General features: G+C 68.9%; 17 protein-coding genes and 1 tRNA gene. 3 read left to right on the forward strand and 15 right to left on the reverse strand.

The window, feature by feature from the left end:
• Positions 1 to 326: 326 nt before the first annotated feature.
• Together ACLQ29_RS34435 and ACLQ29_RS34440 are read right to left on the reverse strand one after the other, a co-directional pair.
• On the reverse strand, positions 327 to 506 hold the full coding sequence (locus ACLQ29_RS34435; protein WP_425775547.1) for a hypothetical protein: 180 nt from the start codon (positions 504 to 506) through the stop codon (positions 327 to 329).
• Positions 507 to 1,173: 667 nt separating this feature from the next.
• Positions 1,174 to 1,626, reverse strand: coding sequence for a hypothetical protein (locus ACLQ29_RS34440; protein ID WP_425775548.1), 453 nt, complete (start codon positions 1,624 to 1,626; stop codon positions 1,174 to 1,176).
• A 453-nt stretch (positions 1,627 to 2,079) separates the two neighbouring features.
• On the opposite strand from ACLQ29_RS34440, the gene ACLQ29_RS34445 reads away from it, so the two are divergent.
• Together ACLQ29_RS34445 and ACLQ29_RS34450 are read left to right on the forward strand one after the other, a co-directional pair.
• Positions 2,080 to 2,349 carry a helix-turn-helix transcriptional regulator gene (locus ACLQ29_RS34445; RefSeq protein ID WP_425684073.1) on the forward strand — a complete coding sequence of 90 codons (270 nt, stop codon included), beginning with the start codon at positions 2,080 to 2,082 and terminating at the stop codon, positions 2,347 to 2,349.
• A gap of 422 nt (positions 2,350 to 2,771) precedes the next feature.
• Positions 2,772 to 3,953 carry a tyrosine-type recombinase/integrase gene (locus ACLQ29_RS34450; RefSeq protein WP_425775549.1) on the forward strand — a complete coding sequence of 394 codons (1,182 nt, stop codon included), beginning with the start codon at positions 2,772 to 2,774 and terminating at the stop codon, positions 3,951 to 3,953.
• A 295-nt stretch (positions 3,954 to 4,248) separates the two neighbouring features.
• Here ACLQ29_RS34450 and ACLQ29_RS34455 read toward each other — a convergent pair whose 3' ends face one another.
• From ACLQ29_RS34455 to ald, 12 genes are all read right to left on the reverse strand, one after another.
• Positions 4,249 to 4,503 carry a hypothetical protein gene (locus ACLQ29_RS34455; RefSeq protein WP_425775573.1) on the reverse strand — a complete coding sequence of 85 codons (255 nt, stop codon included), beginning with the start codon at positions 4,501 to 4,503 and terminating at the stop codon, positions 4,249 to 4,251.
• 172 nt (positions 4,504 to 4,675) lie between these two features.
• Complete coding sequence (locus tag ACLQ29_RS34460; RefSeq protein WP_124819910.1) at positions 4,676 to 4,915, reverse strand: hypothetical protein; 240 nt, start codon at positions 4,913 to 4,915, stop codon at positions 4,676 to 4,678.
• Positions 4,916 to 5,012: 97 nt separating this feature from the next.
• Entirely contained in the window at positions 5,013 to 11,168 is a 6,156-nt protein-coding gene (locus ACLQ29_RS34465) for a DNRLRE domain-containing protein (RefSeq protein ID WP_425775550.1), read from the reverse strand.
• 708 nt (positions 11,169 to 11,876) lie between these two features.
• Positions 11,877 to 11,950, reverse strand: a tRNA-Pro gene (locus ACLQ29_RS34470).
• A 192-nt stretch (positions 11,951 to 12,142) separates the two neighbouring features.
• Positions 12,143 to 13,546: a ribosome biogenesis GTPase Der gene (gene der, locus ACLQ29_RS34475; RefSeq protein WP_425775551.1), complete on the reverse strand. Its 1,404-nt coding sequence runs from the start codon at positions 13,544 to 13,546 to the stop codon at positions 12,143 to 12,145.
• 49 nt (positions 13,547 to 13,595) lie between these two features.
• Positions 13,596 to 14,276 carry a (d)CMP kinase gene (gene cmk / locus ACLQ29_RS34480; protein ID WP_425775552.1) on the reverse strand — a complete coding sequence of 227 codons (681 nt, stop codon included), beginning with the start codon at positions 14,274 to 14,276 and terminating at the stop codon, positions 13,596 to 13,598.
• Between the two features lie 195 nt (positions 14,277 to 14,471).
• Positions 14,472 to 15,242: a pseudouridine synthase gene (locus ACLQ29_RS34485; RefSeq protein WP_357255828.1), complete on the reverse strand. Its 771-nt coding sequence runs from the start codon at positions 15,240 to 15,242 to the stop codon at positions 14,472 to 14,474.
• The gene (gene scpB, locus ACLQ29_RS34490; RefSeq protein WP_425775553.1) at positions 15,229 to 16,272 is read right to left on the reverse strand and encodes an SMC-Scp complex subunit ScpB; all 1,044 of its coding nucleotides are present in this window, start codon (positions 16,270 to 16,272) and stop codon (positions 15,229 to 15,231) included. The genes ACLQ29_RS34485 and scpB overlap by 14 nt, the downstream gene beginning before the upstream one ends.
• Entirely contained in the window at positions 16,265 to 17,521 is a 1,257-nt protein-coding gene (locus tag ACLQ29_RS34495; RefSeq protein ID WP_425775554.1) for a segregation and condensation protein A, read from the reverse strand. The genes scpB and ACLQ29_RS34495 overlap by 8 nt, the downstream gene beginning before the upstream one ends.
• A gap of 41 nt (positions 17,522 to 17,562) precedes the next feature.
• Positions 17,563 to 18,486, reverse strand: a complete 924-nt coding sequence (locus ACLQ29_RS34500) for a ParA family protein (protein ID WP_357765274.1) — start codon at positions 18,484 to 18,486, stop codon at positions 17,563 to 17,565.
• A 181-nt stretch (positions 18,487 to 18,667) separates the two neighbouring features.
• Positions 18,668 to 19,633 carry a site-specific tyrosine recombinase XerD gene (locus tag ACLQ29_RS34505; protein ID WP_425775555.1) on the reverse strand — a complete coding sequence of 322 codons (966 nt, stop codon included), beginning with the start codon at positions 19,631 to 19,633 and terminating at the stop codon, positions 18,668 to 18,670.
• Positions 19,634 to 19,674: 41 nt separating this feature from the next.
• Positions 19,675 to 20,790, reverse strand: coding sequence for an alanine dehydrogenase (gene ald, locus ACLQ29_RS34510; RefSeq protein WP_425775556.1), 1,116 nt, complete (start codon positions 20,788 to 20,790; stop codon positions 19,675 to 19,677).
• A 293-nt stretch (positions 20,791 to 21,083) separates the two neighbouring features.
• Between ald and ACLQ29_RS34515 the strand changes: the two genes are divergently transcribed.
• A complete protein-coding gene (locus ACLQ29_RS34515; RefSeq protein ID WP_425775557.1) occupies positions 21,084 to 21,359 on the forward strand; it encodes a TM2 domain-containing protein in 276 nt (91 codons plus the stop codon).
• A gap of 83 nt (positions 21,360 to 21,442) precedes the next feature.
• Here the strand turns inward: ACLQ29_RS34515 and ACLQ29_RS34520 are convergent, their stop codons facing one another.
• Positions 21,443 to 22,048, reverse strand: coding sequence for an NUDIX domain-containing protein (locus ACLQ29_RS34520; protein ID WP_425775558.1), 606 nt, complete (start codon positions 22,046 to 22,048; stop codon positions 21,443 to 21,445).
• Positions 22,049 to 22,073 lie beyond the last annotated feature (25 nt).

A 22,073-nucleotide genomic window follows, 5' to 3' on the forward strand; every position in this document is an offset into this window, starting at 1 on the left:
CTCATACCTCCGGCATACCGAACCCATCGACCCGGATCACGCAGACACGCCGACGGACGTCAGCCTTTCAACCTCTGTAGCTAACGCGTCCGTCACAGTGAGTAGCCGTCGATGGTTGGGCGCAGACGAACTCGCTCAGATCGAATACGCGCTCCTTCCAGTCCAACCGGCGGTTACCGGGGTCACACGCGACTGCGGCCCGGCGTTGAGCGACAGGTTTATGTCAGTGGGTGCCGACAGGTTATGTCAGGGACGCCGACAAGCTGACGACAGTTGTCGGTGTCCAGGGCGTTGCCAGGGCTGTACCGCGATCCACCAGGCAGCTGTCATCGCCAGCCTGCCCGTTCCTTGAGGCTGTCGTACGCCCACTGGACCGGCGGTGTCACCGGCTGCGGCTTGTACTCCAGCATGATCATATTGGCTGCGATGCGCGCCTGCTCCGCATCGACCGGGCTGACCGCATCCAAAGCGTCGATGACTTCCCATTCCGTCATCTTCTTGTCCACTGAAAGCTCCTAATGGTTCCGCTGGCTGTGATTCACACGAGTTGCGTGTCTCCAACGCAGGATCAACCCTACGAGATCGGAGCGGGGGGCTGACGCCAGCGACCGGGCGCCAGGTCCAGCACTGGCTGCTCGAGGACGAGGACGACTACGCCGAGGCGGCCACCGGCACGGCGACGAAACCCGGACGGCAGCCGGCGAGAACGCGTTCGGGTCGGCGGCGATTTGGTCGGCGAACGAGCTCTGCGCCGACGTGTGGATCGCCGGGTTCGACGGCGCACCGTCAGACGCGCGGCCACGGACCGAAGACGGACCCCGAACCGTACGCGGCGGAGCCGCCGACCTCTACCCGTGGCAGGGATGCGACGAGTGGCTACTGCTGCTCTCCGCCACCCGGTACGAGCACGCCGACTTCACGGCGGTACGCCCAGCCGCACCGCTGCCACCCCACCGAGGGCGGTCTGAGTGAATCTCTCGCGAGCCGGCAAGCAGGCCGAAGGTCGCCGAACAGGGATGCGGCGTCACCCGTCGGCCCCACCGCCCGCACAACCCGACGGACCGCTTGGTCCCCCAGCAGCGCGGTAGTCCGGCCGACACCTACCGGCCGGACACGACGCTGTACGACGAGTCAAGTCGATCGAGGCGTATCCCAAGCCCGACAGGATCCTCGCTACGCAGCCTCAACAAGAAGCGATCCATCGATCGCCGACACGCTGGCGCGCCGATCCGAGAGAACGGCGTAGCCGCGTCGTGCGGCCTCGTAGACCACATGGGCAAGACCGATGTCCCCGCTGGCTGCCGGCAGAAGAGCCGCGACCGCGTCACTGTCAGCGGCGGCGAGTTTCGCAAGCCACGTGTTCGGCTCCTGACACAGCTTCACGAGACGGTCGTGCTGCTCGGGTACCGCCTGCGCCGCCAGAGCGAGACTCGTGTCGCAGATCAGCACCGTCTGCCCGCGCCGACGGCACGATACGACCAGTGCGCTGACGAACATGTCCGACCTCGCGAACGCGACCAGAGCGCCAACATCGAGCACCCAACCGCCCAGAGCGTCGAGACCCATGTCAGGCGCAGCATCGTCGCGCGAACTGCATCCGAACCCGCCGTCGGCGCGCTTCGTCATCCCGTCACCTCCACTGGTGGCAGCCCGTTGGCTACCGCACCGGCGTCAGGTTTCAGACGAGGCGTTTCCCGACCGCTGCCAAGCTGCGTCACGCCGGCACCCGGCCCGTTGGCTGCTGTCGCGCCCCGGTAGTTCCGACGACGGCCGTAGCGGTCTGATGCCTTCCCGCGGCTCGTAGGCGGGCGTCAGCGATCAGCGCCGATCGGAAGCGTCGCCAGATCCACGAAGCAAGACGGCTAAAGGCCAGGGAGAGAACGGCCGAACCGGCGAGGAAACACGGCCCGACCCTGGAGCGCAAGCCGTGTTACCAGCGCTGCCGGGAACGCCGCTACCAGGAACGGGTAGCGCCACGAGCAACGCCCGAACCGGATGGTCGTGTTGAGGCATGCCAGACCGTGCCTCTCCAGCCAGACGCCCCTGGCGTCCGCTCCCCTCGACCGAAGGAGCAGGGTGATGACCACCAGCAGTTTCAACCAGGACGAGCTACTGCAACTTCCTGCGATGATCGACCTGGCGACCGCCGCCCGCGCTCTCGGAGTTGGCCGCACAAAGGCTTACGACCTGGCAAAGAGCAACGCCTTCCCCTGCCCGGTACTTCGGATTGGAACCTCGTACCGCGTGCGCACGGCAGATTTGCTCCGGCTCGTCGGCGTCGACAGACAGCCGACGACTGTCCGTGACGATCGTCCGGAACAGACAGAGCGGCGCTACGCCGATCGCTGAGGTCCATCCTCGTCGGGCACAGTGGCAGCCCATACCGGCCGGTACCGCCCGGTGAGAACGTCGTCGACGAGCAAGGCGACGATTCCGGGCGGCGTCAGGTCAGGTCGTAACACACCCAACCTCTCCATCTCCGACGGCGTCAGCCTGATCTTGACCTGCTGATCCCGCTTCTCCCGCGTAGGCAACGGCGGCAGGTTGTCAGCGACAGGGCGCTGTCGCGGCATACCTCAACTCCTCGGCAAGCAGATCGAATGGCCGCATGACGAGTCGAGGGTCCCACATCTCACACCGCCTATCGCCATGCGCCGTGAGTCGGACGCCGAGGCCGGAATCTGGTACCGCTTTTCGGTACCATTTGAAGACGCATCCTCCCCGTCGCAGGCCCCGACGAAAACCCCCTCTACGAAAGGCGCAGAAGCAGAATGAGCACCTCGGACCCGATCAAGAAGATCACGCTTCGAAGCGGCAAGACCCGTTACCGGTTCGTCCTCGACGTCGGACGCAAGCCGGACGGGCGTCGGGACCAACGGACCTACACCTTCGACACCAGGAAGGAGGCGAAGGCGGAGTACGCCCGGATCAAGCACGAGACCGACCGCGGCACATACGTCAAACCCGGCAAGATCACCGTCAACGACTTCCTCGACGAGTGGCTGACGTCCGCCACCCGTGATGTCGAGAAGGCCACCGCCGCCAACTACCGCGATGCGCTGCTACCGGTCCGCGCCCGCATTGGCAGCAAGCCACTCCAGGACGTCACCGAGGCCGACATCGAGGCTCTGATCGACTGGATGCTGACGGAGGGCCGGAAACGTGGTGGCAAGCCGGGGACGGGGCTCGGTGTCCGGTCAGTGCGCCTGACGCTCGGCAGGCTCCGGACGGCGCTGAACGTGGCGGTTCGCCGCCAGCTCGTGGTGCGCAACGTCGCGGCGTTCGTGGCAATCCCCCGGGCTGCCGCGAAGGCCGCAGCCGAGGCACAGGCTGAGCGCAAGCCCTGGACCCAGGAGGAGGTGAAGGCGTTCCTGACCGGCATCACGGGCGAACGTCTGTACGCCGTCTGCCTACTGTCGCTGATGGGCCTCCGGCCGGCCGAGGTCTGCGGGCTGCGGTGGTCCGATGTCGACTTTGAGGCCGGAACGATCGCGGCCGGGGACAACACCCGGACCCTCGTCGACGGTGAGATCGAAGAGAAGGAGGCCAAGTCCGCGGCTGGCAAACGCGGCCTGCCGATGCCCGCGACGGTAACGAAGGCGCTCAAGGCCTTCCACACACTGCAGAAGAAGGAACGCCTGAAGGCCGGTAACGCCTACAACGACAGCGGCTACGTCCTGGTCAACGAACTCGGCCAACCGCAGCGCACCGACTGGCTCCGCCGCCGGGTCTACGAGCTGATGACCAAGGTCGGCGTCCGCAAGGTCCGGCCGTACGACGCGCGGCACGCCTGCCTGACCTACCTCGCCGGCGCCGGAGTGCCCGACGTCGTCCTCGCTGCCTGGGCCGGCCACGCCGACGGCGGCACGCTCGCCAAACGGGTCTACGTCCACCCCGACAGCAGCCACCTCAAGGTGGCGGCCGAGCACCTCGAATCAGGCCTGTTCGGGTGACTCGAGCGCCGAGATTCAGCAGTACGGGCGTACGTGAGAAATTGTGAGACGAAACGGCATAAGGCCCCGACTCGCCGAAGTGAATCAAGGCCTCTGACCTGCTGACACTCTGTCGGGACGGCCGGATTCGAACCGACGACCCCTTGACCTCAGATTTGCAACGATTCTGTCACGGCATGCCAGAACCGATTAGTACGTCCGCATATGCGGACAGAACCACAGTCCTTCATGCCGCCCCCTGCTGCCTTATGCCAACCACTCCTCGGCTGCCAGCCTTGAGCCGTTACCGGACTCGTTACGGCGACCGGCCAAAGACCCGCCCTGACATCGGGTCCAGGAAGCTCCGACGTGGAAGGTGCCCTTGTAAGCCTCCTAGGACATGCCCTCTCTGCTTTCTGCCCCGCTCTCCTGCACCGGGATCCAACGCTGCAGAGGTGCAAGGGTTCGGCGCGCGAACGTTGCCGATGCGGTCGGCGATGAGGCGGGCAACCATGGTGTCCGTTGCAAGCGGGAGATACTCGCCGTGCTGCTCCAAGCCTTCGACGGGCAGGACCGCGACGCGGGCTCACGGATGTGGCTGTCCGTTGAAGTAGCCGTTCGCGGCAGGAAGGTCGCCCGCTGCGGGCGCCACTTGCATCGGCAGCGTCAGCCTCCAGGCCCTCAATGCGCCGCGCTGGCCGGAACTTTTGGCGCAGGACCGGTGGGGCGATTCCTTCAGGTGCTCAGCCGTTGGTGTCAGCTATCTCTTCCCGGAGGCGGCGCTGCTCGGCCTTGCTCAGCGAATTGCCGTCGGTGACATGCAGCGCCCACGGAGTCGGGCAATGGCCCTCGTGGACGCTGTCGGGGCAAAGCGTCTCGACCAGACGGTCGGTCAAGGCATCGACCTCGCTGGCCGAAGCGATCACGGGGATGGTAATCCGCCACAGCTGGGCCTGGCCGCCATCGGTCTCGGGAGTGGTCATACGCGGTCATCTCCAAATGTCGGCGTGAGGCCGGCACCGGCTCAGCGATCCGGCGCCGGCCTCACCTGCAAGCCCGGGTCAGTCTAGACGAATGTGATCACGGTCCACATCCGCACAAACTGCCATAGGTGCCCCGCCAGACCTGGCTGTAGAAGAATAGCCCCCCGGACCATCGGTTCCAGCGGCGCATCCAGTCCGGTGGGTTACGCTGGTGAATGACGCGTGGCGTGAAGTCGCCGTCGAAGAATTGGCGAATTCGACTCTTCGTACAGTCCACCGCTCGGCAGTGCTTGGTGCGGCAGCCTCGCGGCGCTTGGCTGGACGCGTCCTTCTTGGCACTCTTGACCGCGTCGCTCTCGGTCTTGCCGCTGCCGGCGCCCCAGACGTAACCGGTGCATTTGGAGTCGTTGCCGACCAACGCGCACTTGGCCTTGCATTTCCACGCTTGGCCGTCGAGGTCGTACTGGTTGACCGGGTCGGCTGGGTACCCGTACAGGTTGTCGCCGCCGCCGTAGAGCGGATCGAGCGACAGGAACCGACCGATGGCCGGATCGTATAGCCGTACCCCCATGATGATCAGCCCGGTCACCGTGTCACCGGCGCGCTGCTTGGCGCCGAGCCAGCCGTACCGGACAGGGGTTTGCTGCGGTCGAGCGTTGCCGTTCTCGTCGTTGTCCAGCGCGATCGGTGGTACCGCCGTGTCCAGCGGCATCAGCAGCGCGACGTCGCCATGAATGTCGGACATCTGAAGCACGGTCTGGCCGGTCTTGCCGGTAGTGGCGGCGAGGTCGCCGGCGGCCGACGTGACATTGCGGGTGACCGTGCCGGCGCTGTCCTCGACGATCCATCGCGGGTTGTCGCTCTCACTGCAGTAGTGGTTGACCTTGGTGCTGGCCGTGGTCCACGTGCTGCCGCTGCCGGTCTCGGTGACCGTGGTCCTCACCCTGTGCGCCGGGTCGAGGGTCCAGGTCTGCCGCTTCCCGCCGGCGGTCTGCTGCTGCGGCAGGTCGTTGGCGAAGTACGCGACCGTGCCGTTGCCGCTGGCTGTGGTGGCTCGGCCGAAAGCGTCGTACACGTACCCGGAGCCGACCAGCCGGTCGGCACTGTCATACGTGTAGCTGGTGGTTGCGCCACCAGTCGTTGGGCAATCGGCGTCCGGGGTTCCAGTCGCGGTCGTGACCGTCTTGCGGTTGCTCCGGCCATCGAACGTGTAACCACGACTCACGCAGACAGTATTCGAGGTGTCCCGGACGCTGGTTAACCGGCCGATGGCGTCGTACCTGTACTCCTGTCCGGACCAGCCCGCGTGGCTCGTGACCTGTTCGTGGGCCGTCCGCGTTGCCGTGTCGGCGAAGACTAGCGCGCCGTCGCTGTCCCGGATGTACGTCCGCTCCACCGCCGAACCGACAGCATCCTCTCGAACGCGCAGCGTATAGCCGCCAGGCAGCTTCTCCTGGGTAACCGATCCATCGGCGTCGTACATCGGCTGGAACGTCCCGGCCACTGAATCGATGATCCGGGTGGCCAAGCCGCGCGGCTCGGCCGCATGATCGTACGTATAGGTCACTGTCGACGGCACGGTGTCGGACACCTTGGTAGGCCGGTTGAGCCGGTCGTACTCGGTTGTGGTCCGGCCACCGTCCGCGTCGGTGTAGGACAGCATCCGCCCCAACACGTCGTACACCTTGATGATGGTGCCCGCAGTCGGCGACACACTCCGCACGGCCCGGCCGGTTGCCGTGTCGTACTCGGTGGTGACGGCGGGCACCGCAGCGCCTGTCCCACCGGTGGTGGTGACCGTCGACGGACGTCCGGCCGGGTCGTAGGTGGTGCTGGTGACCCTGCTGGTGCCGTTGGCAGTATCGGTCACCTTGGCTGGGTTGCCCCACCAGTCGTACTCGGTGGTGCTGGTCGGGATCGACGCAGGGTTGGTGCCCCCGCCAGTGACCGCGCCAGCCGGTCCGGTTGAGCAGAGCTGGTCGGCCCACTCCGGCCGGCCCTGGCAGGCACCGCTACCGGTTGCCGACCAGTACGTGGTGATTTGGGTAGCCGAATCTGTGCCGTTGCTGCCCGGTGCTACCTGACGGATGATTCGGCCCTGTGCGTCGTAGTCGCTGGTGCTGGTGACAGCCAGCCCGCCCGGGTCCTTGATCGTCTTGACCGGCAGACCCTTCGCCCAGTTGTAGTCGGTCTGGGTCACTCGGGCTTCGCCCAGTACCGCAGGGTGCTGCAGGACCTGGGCGCCTGTGGTCACCTTCGTGACCTGGTCCCGGACCTTGGCCGTGCCGTCGGTGGGGCGACCGGCGTCGAACTGGTTGTCGGTACGGGTGCGGGCCACCGCGGATGAGCCAGCCGGAAGCAGCGTGGTGCCGCCATCCTTGAGGTCGGCGGTCAAGTCGATCCGGCGCAGCGGGCCGAGTTCGGCCACCTGCCGGGTGCCGGTGTCGTTGTAGAGCGACCGGGTGGAGAACAACTCGGCGCGTTCCGCCGTGGGCAGCCCGGCTATGCCCAGTTCGGCGAGGGCCTCGCGGTCCTCGGTGGTGCGGGCGAGCGCCAGCGAGCGGTTCGCCGCAGTCAGATCACGGACCATGTTGCCGAACCGGTCGTGCTCGGTGGTGGTGATGTGTCCGCCGGGTGCGGCGCTGTTCGACTCTCGGCCAGAGGCATCCAGGTAGTGGACGCTGGCCCGGCCGTAGTCGCCGGCGGCGAGCGAGCCGCCGGTGTGCGCCGAGGGCACCGAGTCCGCCAGGAAGATCGCGGTGGCATCGGTCGGGGCCGCCTTCTGGCCCCAAGACGCGACGTCGGTCGCGCCCATCGAGTACGGCGCCTTCGCCCCGCTCACCGGCACGTCGTAGACGACGCTGGTCACCGCTTGACCATCCACGGTCGCGGTGCTGCCCGCCGCCAGAGTCGGCCGGGTAACCGTGAGCAGCTTGCCGCCCGAATCGTATGCGAAGGCCCAGGGCAGGTCGCCCGGTTGAGTGAGTTGGGTGACGTGACCCGCGGCGTCGTACGTGTACTGGGTCTTCACTGCCGGGTTGATCAGCGGATTCCAAACCTCCCGCAGCCGGCCGGACGCGTCGTACGCGTAGCTCTGCACAGCCTTAGCCGTGGCCGCTGCGGCGCCCGGCTCGGTCGAATAAAGCCGCAACTCTCGTACTTGATCGACATAGTCACCGAGGGTGCCGCCGGCGGCCGTGGTGGCGGTCGCGTAGACGTACTCGAGTACCCGACAACCCTTCGCGGTCGGAGTTTGCCCACAGGTCGCGGCAGACACCGCAGACGTCGGGCCGACAACCCGCTTGGGCCGAGCCACCGTCTTGCCACCTACGATCACGGCCTCGGAGACCACGGTGGTGGTGGAGTCGGCGAGCCCGTCCAGCTCTGTCTTCTGTAACTGCCAAGTACCGGACTCGGTGGTCAGCTTGGCGAAGACGCTCGCCACGCCGTCCGTATCGACCAGCGTGAACGTGCCGGTCACGCTGCCAGTGAGGATGAATTCCTCGGCGCCGGGTTCTGGTACCCAGCCATTCCGCGCGGCGTTCGCGGTGAAGCTGGTCTCATCGCCATCGGCGGACACGAGCATGACCGCGGTGTCGGAGATCCGGCGGATGTGTGTGCCGTCGAACTCTGGAAGCATGGCGATCGTGCCAGCCACCCACTCCTTGCCGAAGATCGGTGCTTGGCCCTCCTGGTTGGCACCCTTGTCCGGGGTGCGCGACGAGGCGGTGCGGGTGGCTGAGAGTGCGTGCGCCGAAACGTCTGTCTGCGTGATTGTGTAGTCGCCGGTCAGCAGGTTGGCCGAGCCGGGCCCGAGATTCTCGGAGGCCGCGCCGTCGGCGTTGCGGTCCACCACTACGGTCAGTGGGTTGCTGCTGCCCGCGGCACCGCTCGGGCCGGCAAAGTCCGCCTTGATCTGGACACTGCCGTCCGGGTCGACCGTGTCGGTGGCGTTCCAGACCAGATTGGCTGATCTGCCGCCGGTCAACGGCACCGGCTGCGCGGCGAGAGGACTGTCGGCGGCGGTGATGTGCCCGGCCGGGATAGCCACCCACGGATCGGCCGCCGAGCGCCGCCAGGAGAATGTGGCGCTGGTGTACTTGGCTGCGTCGGCGTGCGCGACGAGCGGTAGCCGGCGGGCGGTGCGCTCACCCTCGTCCGGCGCGACGAAGCCGCCCGGGCCAACGTTGATCGTGTAGCTGATCGTCTCGGACTTGTTGTCCGCCTGGTCCACCGAGCGGACCTGGAAGGTCTGTTCGCCGTCGCGGGCCGGTTTCACCGGGATGGGTACGGCAGTGGCCGCACCTCCGGTGGCGACCTTGGTCCAGGCTGAGCCGTCCAGCGACCACTCGAGCCAGTTGTGTCCGGCGGCTGGCGGAGTCACCGTGACGGTGCCGGCCTGCCCCGCGCCCTTGACCCACTGCCCGGAAGGGTAGTCCGTGGATACGACGCTAGTGGGCGCCGAAGGCGGGGTGGTGTCTACGGTGAAGTTCTTGAAGGCCGACCACGTCGTGCTGTAGTGCGTGCCGTCGTACGGAGAGGTGCGGAACTTGTAGGTCTTGCCGTTGGTCAGCACGCCGGCCGGCACGACGACCGAGGCTGCCTGACCGGACGGCACGAACTTCGAGGTGTAGTTCGCGCCGACCTGGGTGTTGGTCGCTACGTCGTACACCTGGAAGGTGGCCTGCACCTTGTCACCGTTCGAGTCGACGAAGGTGTCCCGCAGCGTCGGAGTGGTTGTGTTCACCACGTAGCTGCCGCCGTAGGAGAAGTATGGCGGACCGGCTTCCTGCTTCGTTCCGGTGCGTGGCCGGTAGTTGTAGGTGACGGTCAGCTTCGGCACATTGTTCGCTGCGTTGCCAGAGTTCACCTGCTTCCACTCACTGGTGGAGGAGGACGGCGCGCGCAGGCCCATGTGCGAGCGGCTGTTCTCGGCACCGGCCCAGGTCGACACGAGCGTAGTAACGTCGGCCGAAATCCAGCCATCACCGCCGCACTCAGAGCGACCCTTAGTCTGCGTCGACGAGGCCAGCTGCTGATACCAGGTGGGCTGATTAGTCCAGCGGGAGGCGGTGGACGGTGCGCTTGTGTCCCAGACGGTCCAGGTTGCGGGGGCGCAGCCAGAGTTGCCGGAGTGGAAGTTCCACAGGCTGACGTCGGCGTCCATGACGATCGAGTCGGCGATCGGCGCCGTATTCCAGGTGATGAACGCCCTGGCCCAACGAGAACTGCCATCCGGGTTGGTGCTGCCAGGGTTGCCCCAGTACAGCTCGGTATCGGCCGACCAGTCGATGGTTTCGCCCTGCTGCACCCGAGTGTCGAAGACGTTGCCGAGCGCGGCCGTGGTCGGATCGACGGTGACCGGAAAACGGGTCGCCGGGTCAGCGAGGAACTTCGCATCCGGCGTCAGCACCAGATCGACCGAGCCGGCGTGCTGGACGACCTTCATGCCGACCGGTCCCTTGCGGGTGTGCTCGCCTGAAACTGGGTCGGTGGCAGCGTCCCACATCACTGGTGCCGGCATGACCGCGCGCTTACGCGACTTCGTGTCGGTGAAGACCAGGCTGCCGTCGGCCTGCTTGTTCACCTTCAGGCCAGGGGTGCGCAGCGGAAGGGTATACGACCAGTCGCCCCCGGTCGGCCGCTGCTTGATCACGGTGTACTGCTCGAAGCCGGTCCGGGTGGCCTCGACGACCACGTCAGCGCCCGGAACGGCGTCGGCGTAGGTCACCGTGGTGCCATTCACCACCGGCTCCGGCAGGCCGCCCTTCCACTGCAGGGCGATCTGCTGGTCGCCCTCGCCGAAGGTAACCAGCGGGCGGGCGGCGGCGGCGCGAGCCTCGGCAAGCGACCGAGCCCGGGAGCCGCCCGGAGCGGCAAATCGCAGGCCCTCCGGGTGCGCCTTTGGGGCGACCGAGCCGTCCGCTTGCTTCTGAAGGGTGAGGTCGACGTCCACCCACTTCCCGTCGCGCTTGAACCGCACCGGTCCGGACGACAGGTCGGAGGTTAGCGATCCGTCCGGGTTAACCCAGGTGGTGGTGGACTCGTTGCGCTCAGACAGAGCCTCGACGCGCTTACCAGAAAGCCGGGCCAGGAGACGTGCGGACCGAATGTCTGCAGCCTCTGTGGTGTACCGGGATGCCTCGGCGCGGAGGGGCGGTGCCGCCGTAGCCGGTCGGATGGCCGGCACGGCGACGCCTGCCAGCACCAGCAAGGCTGGTGCCAGCAGGAAGAATGGTCGGGATGGACGCAACCTAAACCTCCATTGTGGACAGATTAAGGCGACAGGGAGGTGTCTACGTCCGGTAGATGATTGAGTAGCAGCAACCGAGGGCACGACGATGCCCAACAGGTCACGGCGACGTCCCCCGTCACACCGGGCGACGGCGCTCCGGCGGAGAGAGTCAAACATCACGCGAAGTGAGAAGCAAGGGACCTTCGCGTGACGGGTCGCAGCGGGTGCACCGACTGTCGACACAGGGTCAGCTGCAGTCAGGTCGCCGCAGTTCAGCGTGATCCACATCGATGTCCGCTGCGTCTAGCGCGCTGCACGGCCCGCCGATCCTCGCCCAAGCCGACACCGCGCTCATCGAACTGCTCAGGAGGTAGCCACCCGAGCCAGCCCGACGTCGACCTGCCCGCCGACGCGATGACAGGTCGCTCCACTGTCCCCCGATCACCCCGAGAAGACCAGGACCAGGGAGCGCCGACGATCCTGCTCGCATCCAGGCTCGTCGGAACAGCGACGTAGCGACAGTTAGCAACATCTGGAGCGCTTGACGCGGAATCAAGAACCAAAATGCCGCTTCATCCAGGACGCAAATGAAGCGGCAGGTCAGAGCGATCTACAGCGTGCACGTCGACGGCTAACCATCCGCGCGGTTACCGCCTCCAAAGATCATCCGTTACCGGATGTTACCGCCGTTACCTGAGAAGATCTTCATCTCCCCAGGTCAATCGGTCGGGACGGCCGGATTCGAACCGACGACCCCTTGACCCCCAGTCAAGTGCGCTACCAAGCTGCGCTACGTCCCGCCCCCGCGCGGTTTCCCCCGCGGCAGCCGGTACAGCTTAGCGCAGCCGCCCCGGACCCTCCGCACAGGCCCCACCCGCGTTGCCAGGTGACCGAACCACCGCACACTCCCTAAAGCGTCCTAGGAGGGTGGGGTGGAAGAAATGCCGGACGAGCGAGATCGCCCATCCGGCATTTCGAGAGAACGCAGCAGGTCAGCCGTGCGCCTTGCCTCGGCCGCCGGGGCCGAGCTTCTTGCGCGGGCGGACCGAGATCTCGATGGGGCTGCCCTCGTACCCGAACTCCTCGCGGAGCTTGCGCTCGACGAAGCGCTGGTAGCCGGCGTCGAGCGGGCCGGTGGTGAAGAGCACGAACCGTGGCGGCGCCACCCCGGCCTGCGTCGCGAACAGGATCCGCGGCGCCCGCCCACCGCGCACCGGGTGCGGGGTGGCCTGCACCAGCGCGGTCAGCCACTGGTTGAGGTGCGCGGTCGGCACCCGCGTTTCCCAACTGGCCAGCGCCTTGTTGAGGGCCGGGGCCAGCTTGTCCACGGCCCGGCCGGTCATCGCGGACAGGTTCAGGCGGATCGCCCAGGGGATGCGACGCAACTCCCGGTCGATCTCCTTGTCCAGGTAGTACCGACGGTCGGCGTCGACCAGGTCCCACTTGTTGAACGCGATGACCATCGCCCGACCGGCCTCGGTCACCATCGACAGGATCCGCTGATCCTGCTCGCTGATCGGCTCGCTGGAGTCCAGCAACACCACGGCCACCTCGGCGGCCTCGATCGCGCCGGCGGTACGCAGGCTGGCGTAGTACTCGGTGCCGCTGGCCTTACCGACCCGCTTGCGCAGCCCGGCCGTGTCGACAAGTTGCCAGGTCTGACCGCCGATCTCGACCAGGCTGTCCACCGGGTCCACAGTGGTGCCCGCCACCGAGTCGACGACCGCCCGATCCTCGCCGGAGAACCGGTTGAGCAGGCTGGACTTGCCCACGTTCGGCCGCCCGACAAGCGCCACCCGGCGCGGCCCGCGCGGCCGGTTCTCGACGATCGCCGGGGCTTCCGGCAACGCGGCGAGGATGGCGTCGAGCAGGTCGCCGGAGCCACGCCCGTGCAGCGCGGAGATCGGGAACGGCTCACCGAGACCGAGCGACCACAGCGAGGTCGCCTCCATCTCGATGGAGGTGTTGTCGGCCTTGTTCGCCACCAGGATCACCGGCTTGGCGCTGCGCCGCAGCATCTTCACCGCGGCCTCGTCCACGTCGGTGGAGCCCACCATCGCGTCGACCACGAAGATGACCACGTCGGCGGTGACGACCGCCGTCTCGGCCTGCGCCGCGATGGCCGCGGCCCGGTCCTTCGCGTCCGGTTCCCAGCCGCCGGTGTCCACCACGGTGAACGCCCGGCCGTTCCACTGCGCGTCGTACGGCACCCGGTCCCGGGTCACCCCGGGAACGTCCTCGACGACCGCCTGCCGGCGGCCGATGATCCGGTTGACAAGCGTGGACTTGCCCACATTGGGGCGGCCGACCACGGCCACCACCGGCTGCGGCCCGCTCGGTTCCTCGACGGCGACGTCGGGCTCACGCAGCTCGACCCATCCCGCACCCTCGCTCACGCCGCTCCTCCGCTGCGCTCCGGACCGACCTGAGACCCAATGGCGCAACTCATGCCACACCCCGCTCGTGGAGCAGGTCGCGCAGCCGCGCCACCACCTCGTCGATGCCCAGCTCCGTGGTGTCCAGCACCACCGCGTCGGGTGCCTGCGCCAGCGGGTTGACCTTGCGGGTCGAGTCGAGCAGGTCCCGTCGGGCCAGGTCGGCGGCGGTGGCCGCCACGTCAGCGGCGTCCTCGGCGCTACGCCGGGCGGCACGGACCGCCTCGGAGGCGGTCAGGAAGACCTTCAGGTCCGCGTCCGGCGCGACGACCGAGCCGATGTCCCGACCCTCGACGACTATCCGACCAACGTTGGCGATCATCTCGCGCTGCCGGGTGACGAGCAGCTCACGAACAGCCGGCACGGCGGCGACGGCGGAAACCGCCCCGGTCACCTCTGGGCCCCGGATGTCCGCGTCCACGCCCGCGCCGTCGACGGTCACGGCGTACCCCTGCGGGTGGGTGCCGATGTGCAGCTTGACCTCGCTGGCGACCTTGGCCACCGACGCGACGTCGGCGAGGTCCACGCCGGAGCGCAACACGGCCAACGTGATCGCCCGGTACATCGCCCCGGTGTCCAGGTAGCGCGCACCGATCGCGACGGCGAGCCGCCGCGACACGGTGGACTTACCCGAACCGGACGGCCCATCCACAGCGACCACACATCGCCTGGCCCGTACGTTTTCCTCCACCGTGTCCTCCTCAGCCCGTACCTCACGGATCGCCCGGTGATCTGGCGCCGCAAGCGGATGGTCAATCGTCATCAATCATGCCCGCGGTCCGTGGCGGACCCGCGCGCGACGCCGCCGGAGGCGACCCACGCCACCCCGGCGGCCGCGTCCCGGCCGTTGTGGAGCCTACCGGCAGCCGTACCCCGAACTCGGGGGTCAGTCACCCACCGCGGTGAACAGGGCGGCGACCTCGGCGTTCGTCAACCGCCGGATCCGCCCGGTCCGCAGGTCACCGAGCCGGATCGGCCCGATCGAGGTACGCACCAGCCGGGTCACCGGGTGGCCGACCTCCTCCATCAGCCGCCGGACGATGTGCTTGCGCCCCTCGTGCAGGCTCAGCTCCACCTGGGCGGATTTACCCAGCGTGTCCACCACCTTGAACGAGTCGACCTTGACCGGCCCGTCCTCCAGCTCGACCCCGGCCAGCAACCGCTTGCTCAGGTTGCGCGGGATCGGCCCGACCACCTCGGCGAGGTAGGTCTTCAGCACCTGGTACGACGGGTGCATCAGCTTGTGCGCGAGGGTGCCGTCGTTGGTGAGCAGCAGCAGGCCCTCGCTGTCCGCATCGAGCCGCCCAACGTGGTAGACCCGCTGCTCCAACCGGGCGCCGATGAAGTCGGACAGCTCGTTGCGTCCCTTTTCGTCCGCCATCGTGGTGACCACCCCGCGCGGCTTGTTCATCGCCACGTAGACCAGGCGGACGTCCACCTGGAGGCGCTCGCCGTCCACGTGGATCACGGCGATGGCCGGGTCGACCTTGTCGCCGAGCTTGGCGACCCGCCCGTCCACGGTGACCCGGCGGCGGAAGATCAGGTCCTCGCAGGCACGCCGGGAACCCACGCCAGCGGCGGCGAGCACCTTCTGCAGGCGCTCAGCCCCCTCGAAGACAGGGGCGTCGGGTTTGGGGGAACGGTTATCGGGTCGCATCAGCAAGCTCTTCTACGTCGTCGGGCAGGAAGGGTGCGAGGGGCGGCAGCTCGGCAACGGTGTTCAACCCGAGCTTCTCCAGGAACAACGTGGTGGTCCGGTAGAGGAACGCCCCGCTGTCCGTTTCGGTGCCGCACTCCTCGACGAGGCCGCGGGTGACCAGCGTACGGATGACCCCGTCGACGTTCACACCCCGGATGGCTGAGATTCGCGAACGGGTCACCGGCTGCTTGTAGGCGACCACGGCGAGCGTCTCCAACGCCGCCTGGGTCAGCCGCACGGACTGCCCGTCCAACACGAACCGTTCAACGTACGTAGCGTATTCCGGCCGGGTGTACAGCCGCCACCCGCCGGCCGCCCGGCGCAGCTCGAACCCGTGCCCGGCGGCGGTGTAGCCGGCGGCGATCTCGTCGAGCACCGGCCCGACCCGTTCGGCCGGCTGCTCCAGCACCTGCGCCAGGACCAGCTCACTGACCGGCTCGTCGACCACCAGCAGAATCGCCTCCAGGGCGCCGCGCAGCTCAGTATCGGACATGTCGGGCGCAGGCTCCGGCGCGACGGTCACCCGCCGCCGCCCCGCCAGCTGCCGCCGGGGTACGTCCCCAGCGCCCCCCGACTCCCCCGCCGCCGAGCCCTCCCCCCTCGCCGAGCCTGTCCCCGACTCCGAGTCCGAGTCCGCCTCCGGCTCTGAGTCTGAGTCTGAGTCTGAGTCTGAATCTGAGCCCAACTCCGAGCCCGACGCGCTCGCGTCCGGCTCGGCGGAGATCTTGGAAGGTTCCGGCCCCTGGAGGGGCACTTTCCCTCCAAGATCTTCCTGATCCGACGGTGGCGCCATGGCCGACTCGACCCGCGACGGGGCCGACTCGACCCGCGACGGGGCCGACTCGACCGGCGACGGCGTCGACTCGGCCGGCGGGACGTCGGTGTTGTCGGGGGTGGTCTCGGCGGCGGGCGGGCGGGGGCGGTCCCACGGGGGGACCCAGGCGGCGGCCTGATCGGCCAGTGAGTCCCGGCGTTGCTCGTCACTCATCCCGCGCACCCTCCGTCGTTCCCGTCCCGTCCGGCCCGCCGGCCTCGCCCGCCGACTCAAGCTCAGCCCTCACCGGCGCAGACTCAGCCGCCGCCAGTGCAGGCCCAACCCCCGCCGACTCAGGCTCAGCTCCGGCCAGCTCAGGCCCTACCGACGCAGGCCCGATCCCGTGCGGCTCAGCTCCGGCCAGCTCAGGCCCCACCGACGCAGGCTCGATCCCGTGCGGCTCAGCTCCGGCGGGCTCAGGCCCAACCCCCACCGACGCAGGCCCGATCCCGTGCGGCTCAGCTCCGGCCACCTCAGGCCCAGCCCTCACCGGCTCAGGCCCCACCGGCTCAGGGCCAGCGCCTGGCGGACCGGGGTCGGCCGGGCTGCCGGCGTACTCGTCGACGTGCAGCTCCGTGTCGCCGTCGATCGGGCCGGTCCAGCGCACGGTCAGCTCCTCCAGCGCCTGTTCCTGGACGAAGGCAACAAGCCCCTCCCGGTACAGCTCCAGCAGCGCGAGGAACCGCGCCACCACCTCCAGGGTGGCCTCGCAGTCGGCGCAGAGCAGCGAGAACGTGGCCGTGCCGGCCCGCCGCAGCCGGGCGGCGAGGATCGCCGCGTGTTCCCGGACGCTGACCCGGACCATGTGCACGTGGGCGATGGAGACCTCCGGCACCGGTTTCGGGGTCATCGCCTTCACGGCCAGCTTCAGCAGCCGCTGCGGGCCGATGCCGAGGACCAGGTCGGGCAACGCCTCGGCGTAGCGGGCCTCCAGGCTTACCGCTCGCGGATACCGTCGGCCGCCGACCGCTTCCAGCTCGGCGATGTACGCCGCCGCCTCCTTGTACGCCTTGTACTGCAACAGCCGGGCGAAGAGCAGGTCCCGGGCCTCCAGCAGGGCGAGGTCGGCTTCGTCCTCCACCTCGGCGGAGGGCAGCAGCCGGGCCGCCTTCAAGTCGAGCAGCGTCGCGGCGATGAGGAGGAACTCGCTGGCCTCGTCGAGGTCCCAGTCGTCGCCCATGGCCCGGATGTAGGCGATGAACTCGTCGGTGACCGTGTGCAGGGCCACCTCGGTGACGTCGAGCTTGTGCTTGCCGATCAGTTGCAGCAGCAGGTCGAACGGGCCGGTGAAGTTGGCCAGGCGCACCGTGAAGCCGGTGGCAGCCGGGGCAGCGGGCGGGTCGGCAGCCGGATCGGCGAGCGGCACACCATCGACCTCGCCCGGAGCAGCGGTGTCGGGTGGGTCGAGGGGTGGCGCGGTCACCGCACGACCGTAGTCCACGAGGCGGGCACCGGGCGTTCCGGCTACCGCTCCGACTGGGCGGCGATCACCTCGCGGGCCAGCTGACGGTAGTTGCGGGCTCCGGAGGAGGCCGGGTCCATCGTCGTGATGGGGGCACCGGCCACGGTGGACTCCGGGAACTTCACCGTCTTGGTGATGACCGTCTGGTAGACCTTGTCGCCGAACGCTTCGACCACCCGCTGGAGGACCTGGCGGCAGTGTGTGGTGCGGCTGTCGTACATGGTGGCGAGGATGCCCTCGAGCTCCAGGTCGAAGTTGAGCCGCTCGCGCACCTTGTCGATGGTGTCCAGCAGCAGCGCCACACCGCGCAGGCTGAAGAACTCGCACTCCAGCGGGATGAGCACGCCGTGCGCGACGGTCAGCGCGTTGATCGCCAGCAGGCCCAGCGACGGCTGGCAGTCGATCAGGATGTAGTCGTATTCCTTGCGGACCGTGCGCAGGACCCGGGCCAGGGCCATCTCCCGGGCGACCTCGTTGACGAGCTGGATCTCGGCGGCGGAGAGGTCGATGTTGGCCGGGAGTATGTGCAGCCCCGCGACGTCGGTCTTGATGACGACGTCCTCGGCGAGGATGTCGTCCTGCATGAGCAGGTTGTAGATGGACAGGTCGAGGTTGTGCGGGTTGACGCCCAACCCCACCGAGAGGGCGCCCTGCGGGTCGAAGTCGACGAGCAGCACCTTGCGACCGTATTCGGCGAGGGCCGCGCCCAGGTTGATGGTGGTGGTGGTCTTACCCACGCCACCCTTCTGGTTGGCCATCGCGATGATGCGCGCCGGCCCGTGCCGGTCGGTGGGCATCGGCTCGGGAATGGGCTTGCGCATCGTGTAGGCGGCCGGGTCCGCGGGACCGAGGTCCGCGCCGAGCGTGGCCTGCTGCTCGCGGAGCTCCGTCGTCCACGTCTCGGCACGGTCACCGTTGCCAGCCATGTGCTCGTTGCCCCCTCCCGACGACCCCACCCGGCGTCGGAGCCGTCCGACGTCCTTCGCGGCGCCGCTGCGCACCCCGGTCGTGTCGCTCCAGGAGGTCCGCGCCGGTGCCGACTGTACGCCACCGACCAGCAGGGGGTTCGGCACCGGCCCGGCGTGTCGGCGCCGACCGCGACCGGGTTCAGTCCCGAGCACGTGGATGGGCGGTGGCGTACACCTCGCGCAGCCGCTCCACGGTGACGAGTGTGTAGACCTGTGTGGTGGTCACCGACGCGTGTCCGAGCAACTCCTGGACCACCCGGACGTCGGCGCCGCCGTCGAGCAGGTGGGTGGCGTACGAGTGGCGCAGGGTGTGCGGCGAGACCGCCGCGGGCCCGTCCACGGGCAGCCCGGCCCGGCCGGCGGCGGCGCGCAGGATGCCCCAGGCGCCCTGGCGGGTCAGCGCGCCGCCGCGGGCGTTGAGGAAGACCATCGGGGTGCCCCGACCGGTGGCGGCCAGGCCGGGGCGGGCCCGGATCAGATAGGCGCGCACCGCGTCGACGGCGTACCCGCCGATCGGCACCAGCCGCACCCGGCCGCCCTTGCCGCGCAACAGCACGGTGCCCTCGTCGGTGTCCAGGTCGTCGACGGCGGCGCCGACCGCTTCGGAGATGCGCGCGCCGGTGCCGTACAGGAATTCCAGCAGCGCCCGGTCGCGCAGCGCGAGGGGCGCGTCGTCGCCGGTCGCGGTGATCGGGCCGGCGGTCTCCAGCAGCCGGACCACGTCGTCGACAGGCAGCGCACGGGGCAGCCGCCGGGGCGGGGTGGGCGGGCGCACGTCGCGGCTGGGGTCGGCGCCGGCCAGTCCCTCGCGCAGGGCGAAGCGGTGCAGGCCACGGACCGCGCTCGCCGCGCGGGCGGCGGACGAGACGGCCAGCGGCGGGTGCGCGTCGTCGCCCGCGCGCAGCCGGGCCAGGTGCGACTCGACCAGGCCGGCGCCGACCGACGCGAGGTCGGCGACGCCGGCCTGGACCAGGGTCGCGAGATAACGGTCCAGATCCCGGCGGTACGAGGCCAGCGTGTTCGCCGACAGTCCACGTTCGACGGTGAGGTGGTCGAGGTAGCCCTGCACGGCACGGCGCAGCGCCGGCGTGGGCTGCTCACCCATGCCGGCGCCGGTGTCCGTGCCGCCGGTCAGCCCGCCACCGCTCAGGCCAGCGCCTCGGTCAGCGGGAGCACGTCCATGCCGTGCGCCTCGGCGACCGGGCCGTAGGTGACCTGGCCGGCGTGCGTGTTCAGGCCCAGCCCCAGCGCCGGGTCGCGGCGCAGCGCCTCGCGCCAGCCGTGGTTGGCCAGCTCCAGGGCGTACGGCAGGGTGACGTTGGTCAGGGCGTGCGTGCTGGTGTTCGGCACCGCGCCGGGCATGTTCGCGACGCAGTAGAAGATCGACTCGTGCACCTTGTAGACCGGGTCGGCGTGGGTCGTGGGGCGCGAGTCCTCGAAGCAGCCGCCCTGGTCGATCGCGATGTCGACGAGCACACTGCCCGGCTTCATCCGGGAGACCAGCTCGTTGGAGATCAGCGTCGGCGCCTTCGCGCCGGGCACCAGCACCGCGCCGATGACCAGGTCGGCGTCGAGCACGGCCCGCTCGACCTCGTAGGCGTTGGACGCGATGGTCTGCAGGTGGCCGCGGTAGATGGCGTCGGCCGAGCGCAGCCGGGCGACGTTCTTGTCCAGCAGCAGCACCTCGGACTGCAGGCCCAGCGCGATCGCGGCGGCGTTCATGCCGGACACGCCGGCGCCGATGACGACGGTCTTGGCCGCGTAGACGCCGGAGACACCGCCGGGCAGCACACCGCGCCCACCGCCGGTGCGCATCATGTAGAAGGCGCCCACCTGCGGGGCGAGCCGGCCGGCGACCTCGGACATCGGGGCGAGCAGCGGCAGCGACCGGTCGGGCAGCTCGACCGTCTCGTACGCGATGCCTGTCACCTTGCGGTCGATCAGCGCGTCGGTGCACTCCTTGGAGGCGGCCAGGTGCAGGTAGGTGAAGAGCACCTGCCCCTCGCGCATCCGGTGGTACTCCTCGGCGATCGGCTCCTTGACCTTGAGCACCAGCTCGGCGGTCTCCCACACCTCGTCGGCGGTGGCGAGGATCGTCGCGCCGGCGGCGGTGAACTCCTCGTCGGTGATGCTGGAGCCGATGCCCGCACCGGCCTCGACGAAGACCTGGTGACCACTGCGGGTGAACTCGTTGACGCCCGCTGGCGTGATCGCCACGCGGTACTCGTGGTTCTTGACCTCGCGTGGGATTCCGACCTTCACGATGCAGACACCTCTCTTCGGGGCTGCGCTCCCCCGACTGCTCGGTGCCGCGGCGGCCCCTTTGCCACCACGGTCCACCGGTCCCGCCGGCGGCAGTCTAGGCGCGCCCGGTGCCGCCGTGAGCCAGCACAGTGGCATCCGGTGCCCGGGTGTCCTGACGATGTGTCACGGCACAGCCGGGATTCAGCGGTCGAGCGTCACCTCAGCCGACAGGACAACGTTTCACCATTATCGTCCCGTCTGTCGGGCGGCGGTGCGGACAGTCGACGAGTGGATCACTACTGTGTCCGCTCATGACCACTCCTCCGTACCAGCCCGGCTACCCCCAGCCGGGGTACCCCCAGGGCGTCTCCGACAAGAGCAAGATCGTCGCGGGCATCCTCGGCATCCTGCTCGGCACCTTCGGTGCCGGTCGGTTCTACACCGGACACACCAAGATCGCCGTTCTCCAACTCGTCGTGAGCCTGGTGACCTGCGGCGTCGGCGCCTTCTGGGGCCTCATCGACGGCATCCTCATCCTGGTCAACGGCGGCACGGACGCGCAGGGCCGTCCGCTGCGCGACTCCTAGACCAGACAGCGAGAGGGGCCCCGCGGCTGACCGCGGGGCCCCTTCGGCGCGTACTCCCTCGCCGGCTGAACCGGCGGTGGCGCTCAGCGGGGCAGCGGCGCGTCCGCCCGGCGCAGCGCCGACCAGCCGGCGTCGCGGGCGCGGGCCGCGGCCAGCAGCCCGGCCACCGCGGACGCGTTGGTGATCTCGCCGGCCAGGACCATGGCCACCGCCTCGTCCAGGTCGATCCGGACGACCTGGAGGTCGGCCTCCTCGTCGTGGCGCTCGTGCCGCTCGTCGGCCGGCACCTCGGCGAGGTCGCGGGCCAGGAACACCCGCACGATCTCGTTGGTGAACCCGGGTGAGCTGTGCAGGTCGACAAGCACGTCGACCCGCCCGGCGGTGAGGTCGGCCTCCTCGGCCAGCTCCCGCAACGCGGCCACCGGCAACTCCTCGCCGGAGACGTCCATCAGCCCCGCCGGCAGCTCCCACAGGTGCCGCCCGACCGGATGCCGGTACTGGCGGATCAACACCACCTGCCCGGCGTCGTCGAGCGCCACCACGGCCACCGCCCCGACGTGCCGGACCAGGTCACGCAGCCCGGTCCCACCGCCGGGCATGGTCACCTCCTCGGTGACCACGTCGAAGATCCGCCCCCGGTAGCGCTCCTCGCGGGAGCGCACCTCGTAGCGGTGCTCCAACCCGCTCACGCCGCCGCCTCGCTGCGCTCGACGA

Origin of the sequence: Micromonospora sp. DT228 (assembly GCF_049841595.1) — a bacterium.
Lineage (GTDB): Bacteria > Actinomycetota > Actinomycetes > Mycobacteriales > Micromonosporaceae > Micromonospora.

Excerpts from the sequence above, each read along its gene's own strand:
- scpB (WP_425775553.1), bottom strand. The coding sequence starts at position 16,272 with ATGAGTGACGAGCAACGCCGGGACTCACTGGCCGATCAGGCCGCCGCC.
- ACLQ29_RS34515 (WP_425775557.1), top strand. The coding sequence starts at position 21,084 with ATGACCACTCCTCCGTACCAGCCCGGCTACCCCCAGCCGGGGTACCCC.
- ACLQ29_RS34440 (WP_425775548.1), bottom strand. The coding sequence starts at position 1,626 with ATGACGAAGCGCGCCGACGGCGGGTTCGGATGCAGTTCGCGCGACGAT.
- ACLQ29_RS34450 (WP_425775549.1), top strand. The coding sequence starts at position 2,772 with ATGAGCACCTCGGACCCGATCAAGAAGATCACGCTTCGAAGCGGCAAG.
- ACLQ29_RS34460 (WP_124819910.1), bottom strand. The coding sequence starts at position 4,915 with ATGACCACTCCCGAGACCGATGGCGGCCAGGCCCAGCTGTGGCGGATT.
- ACLQ29_RS34500 (WP_357765274.1), bottom strand. The coding sequence starts at position 18,486 with ATGGCTGGCAACGGTGACCGTGCCGAGACGTGGACGACGGAGCTCCGC.
- ACLQ29_RS34485 (WP_357255828.1), bottom strand. The coding sequence starts at position 15,242 with ATGCGACCCGATAACCGTTCCCCCAAACCCGACGCCCCTGTCTTCGAG.
- ACLQ29_RS34445 (WP_425684073.1), top strand. The coding sequence starts at position 2,080 with ATGACCACCAGCAGTTTCAACCAGGACGAGCTACTGCAACTTCCTGCG.
- ACLQ29_RS34505 (WP_425775555.1), bottom strand. The coding sequence starts at position 19,633 with ATGGGTGAGCAGCCCACGCCGGCGCTGCGCCGTGCCGTGCAGGGCTAC.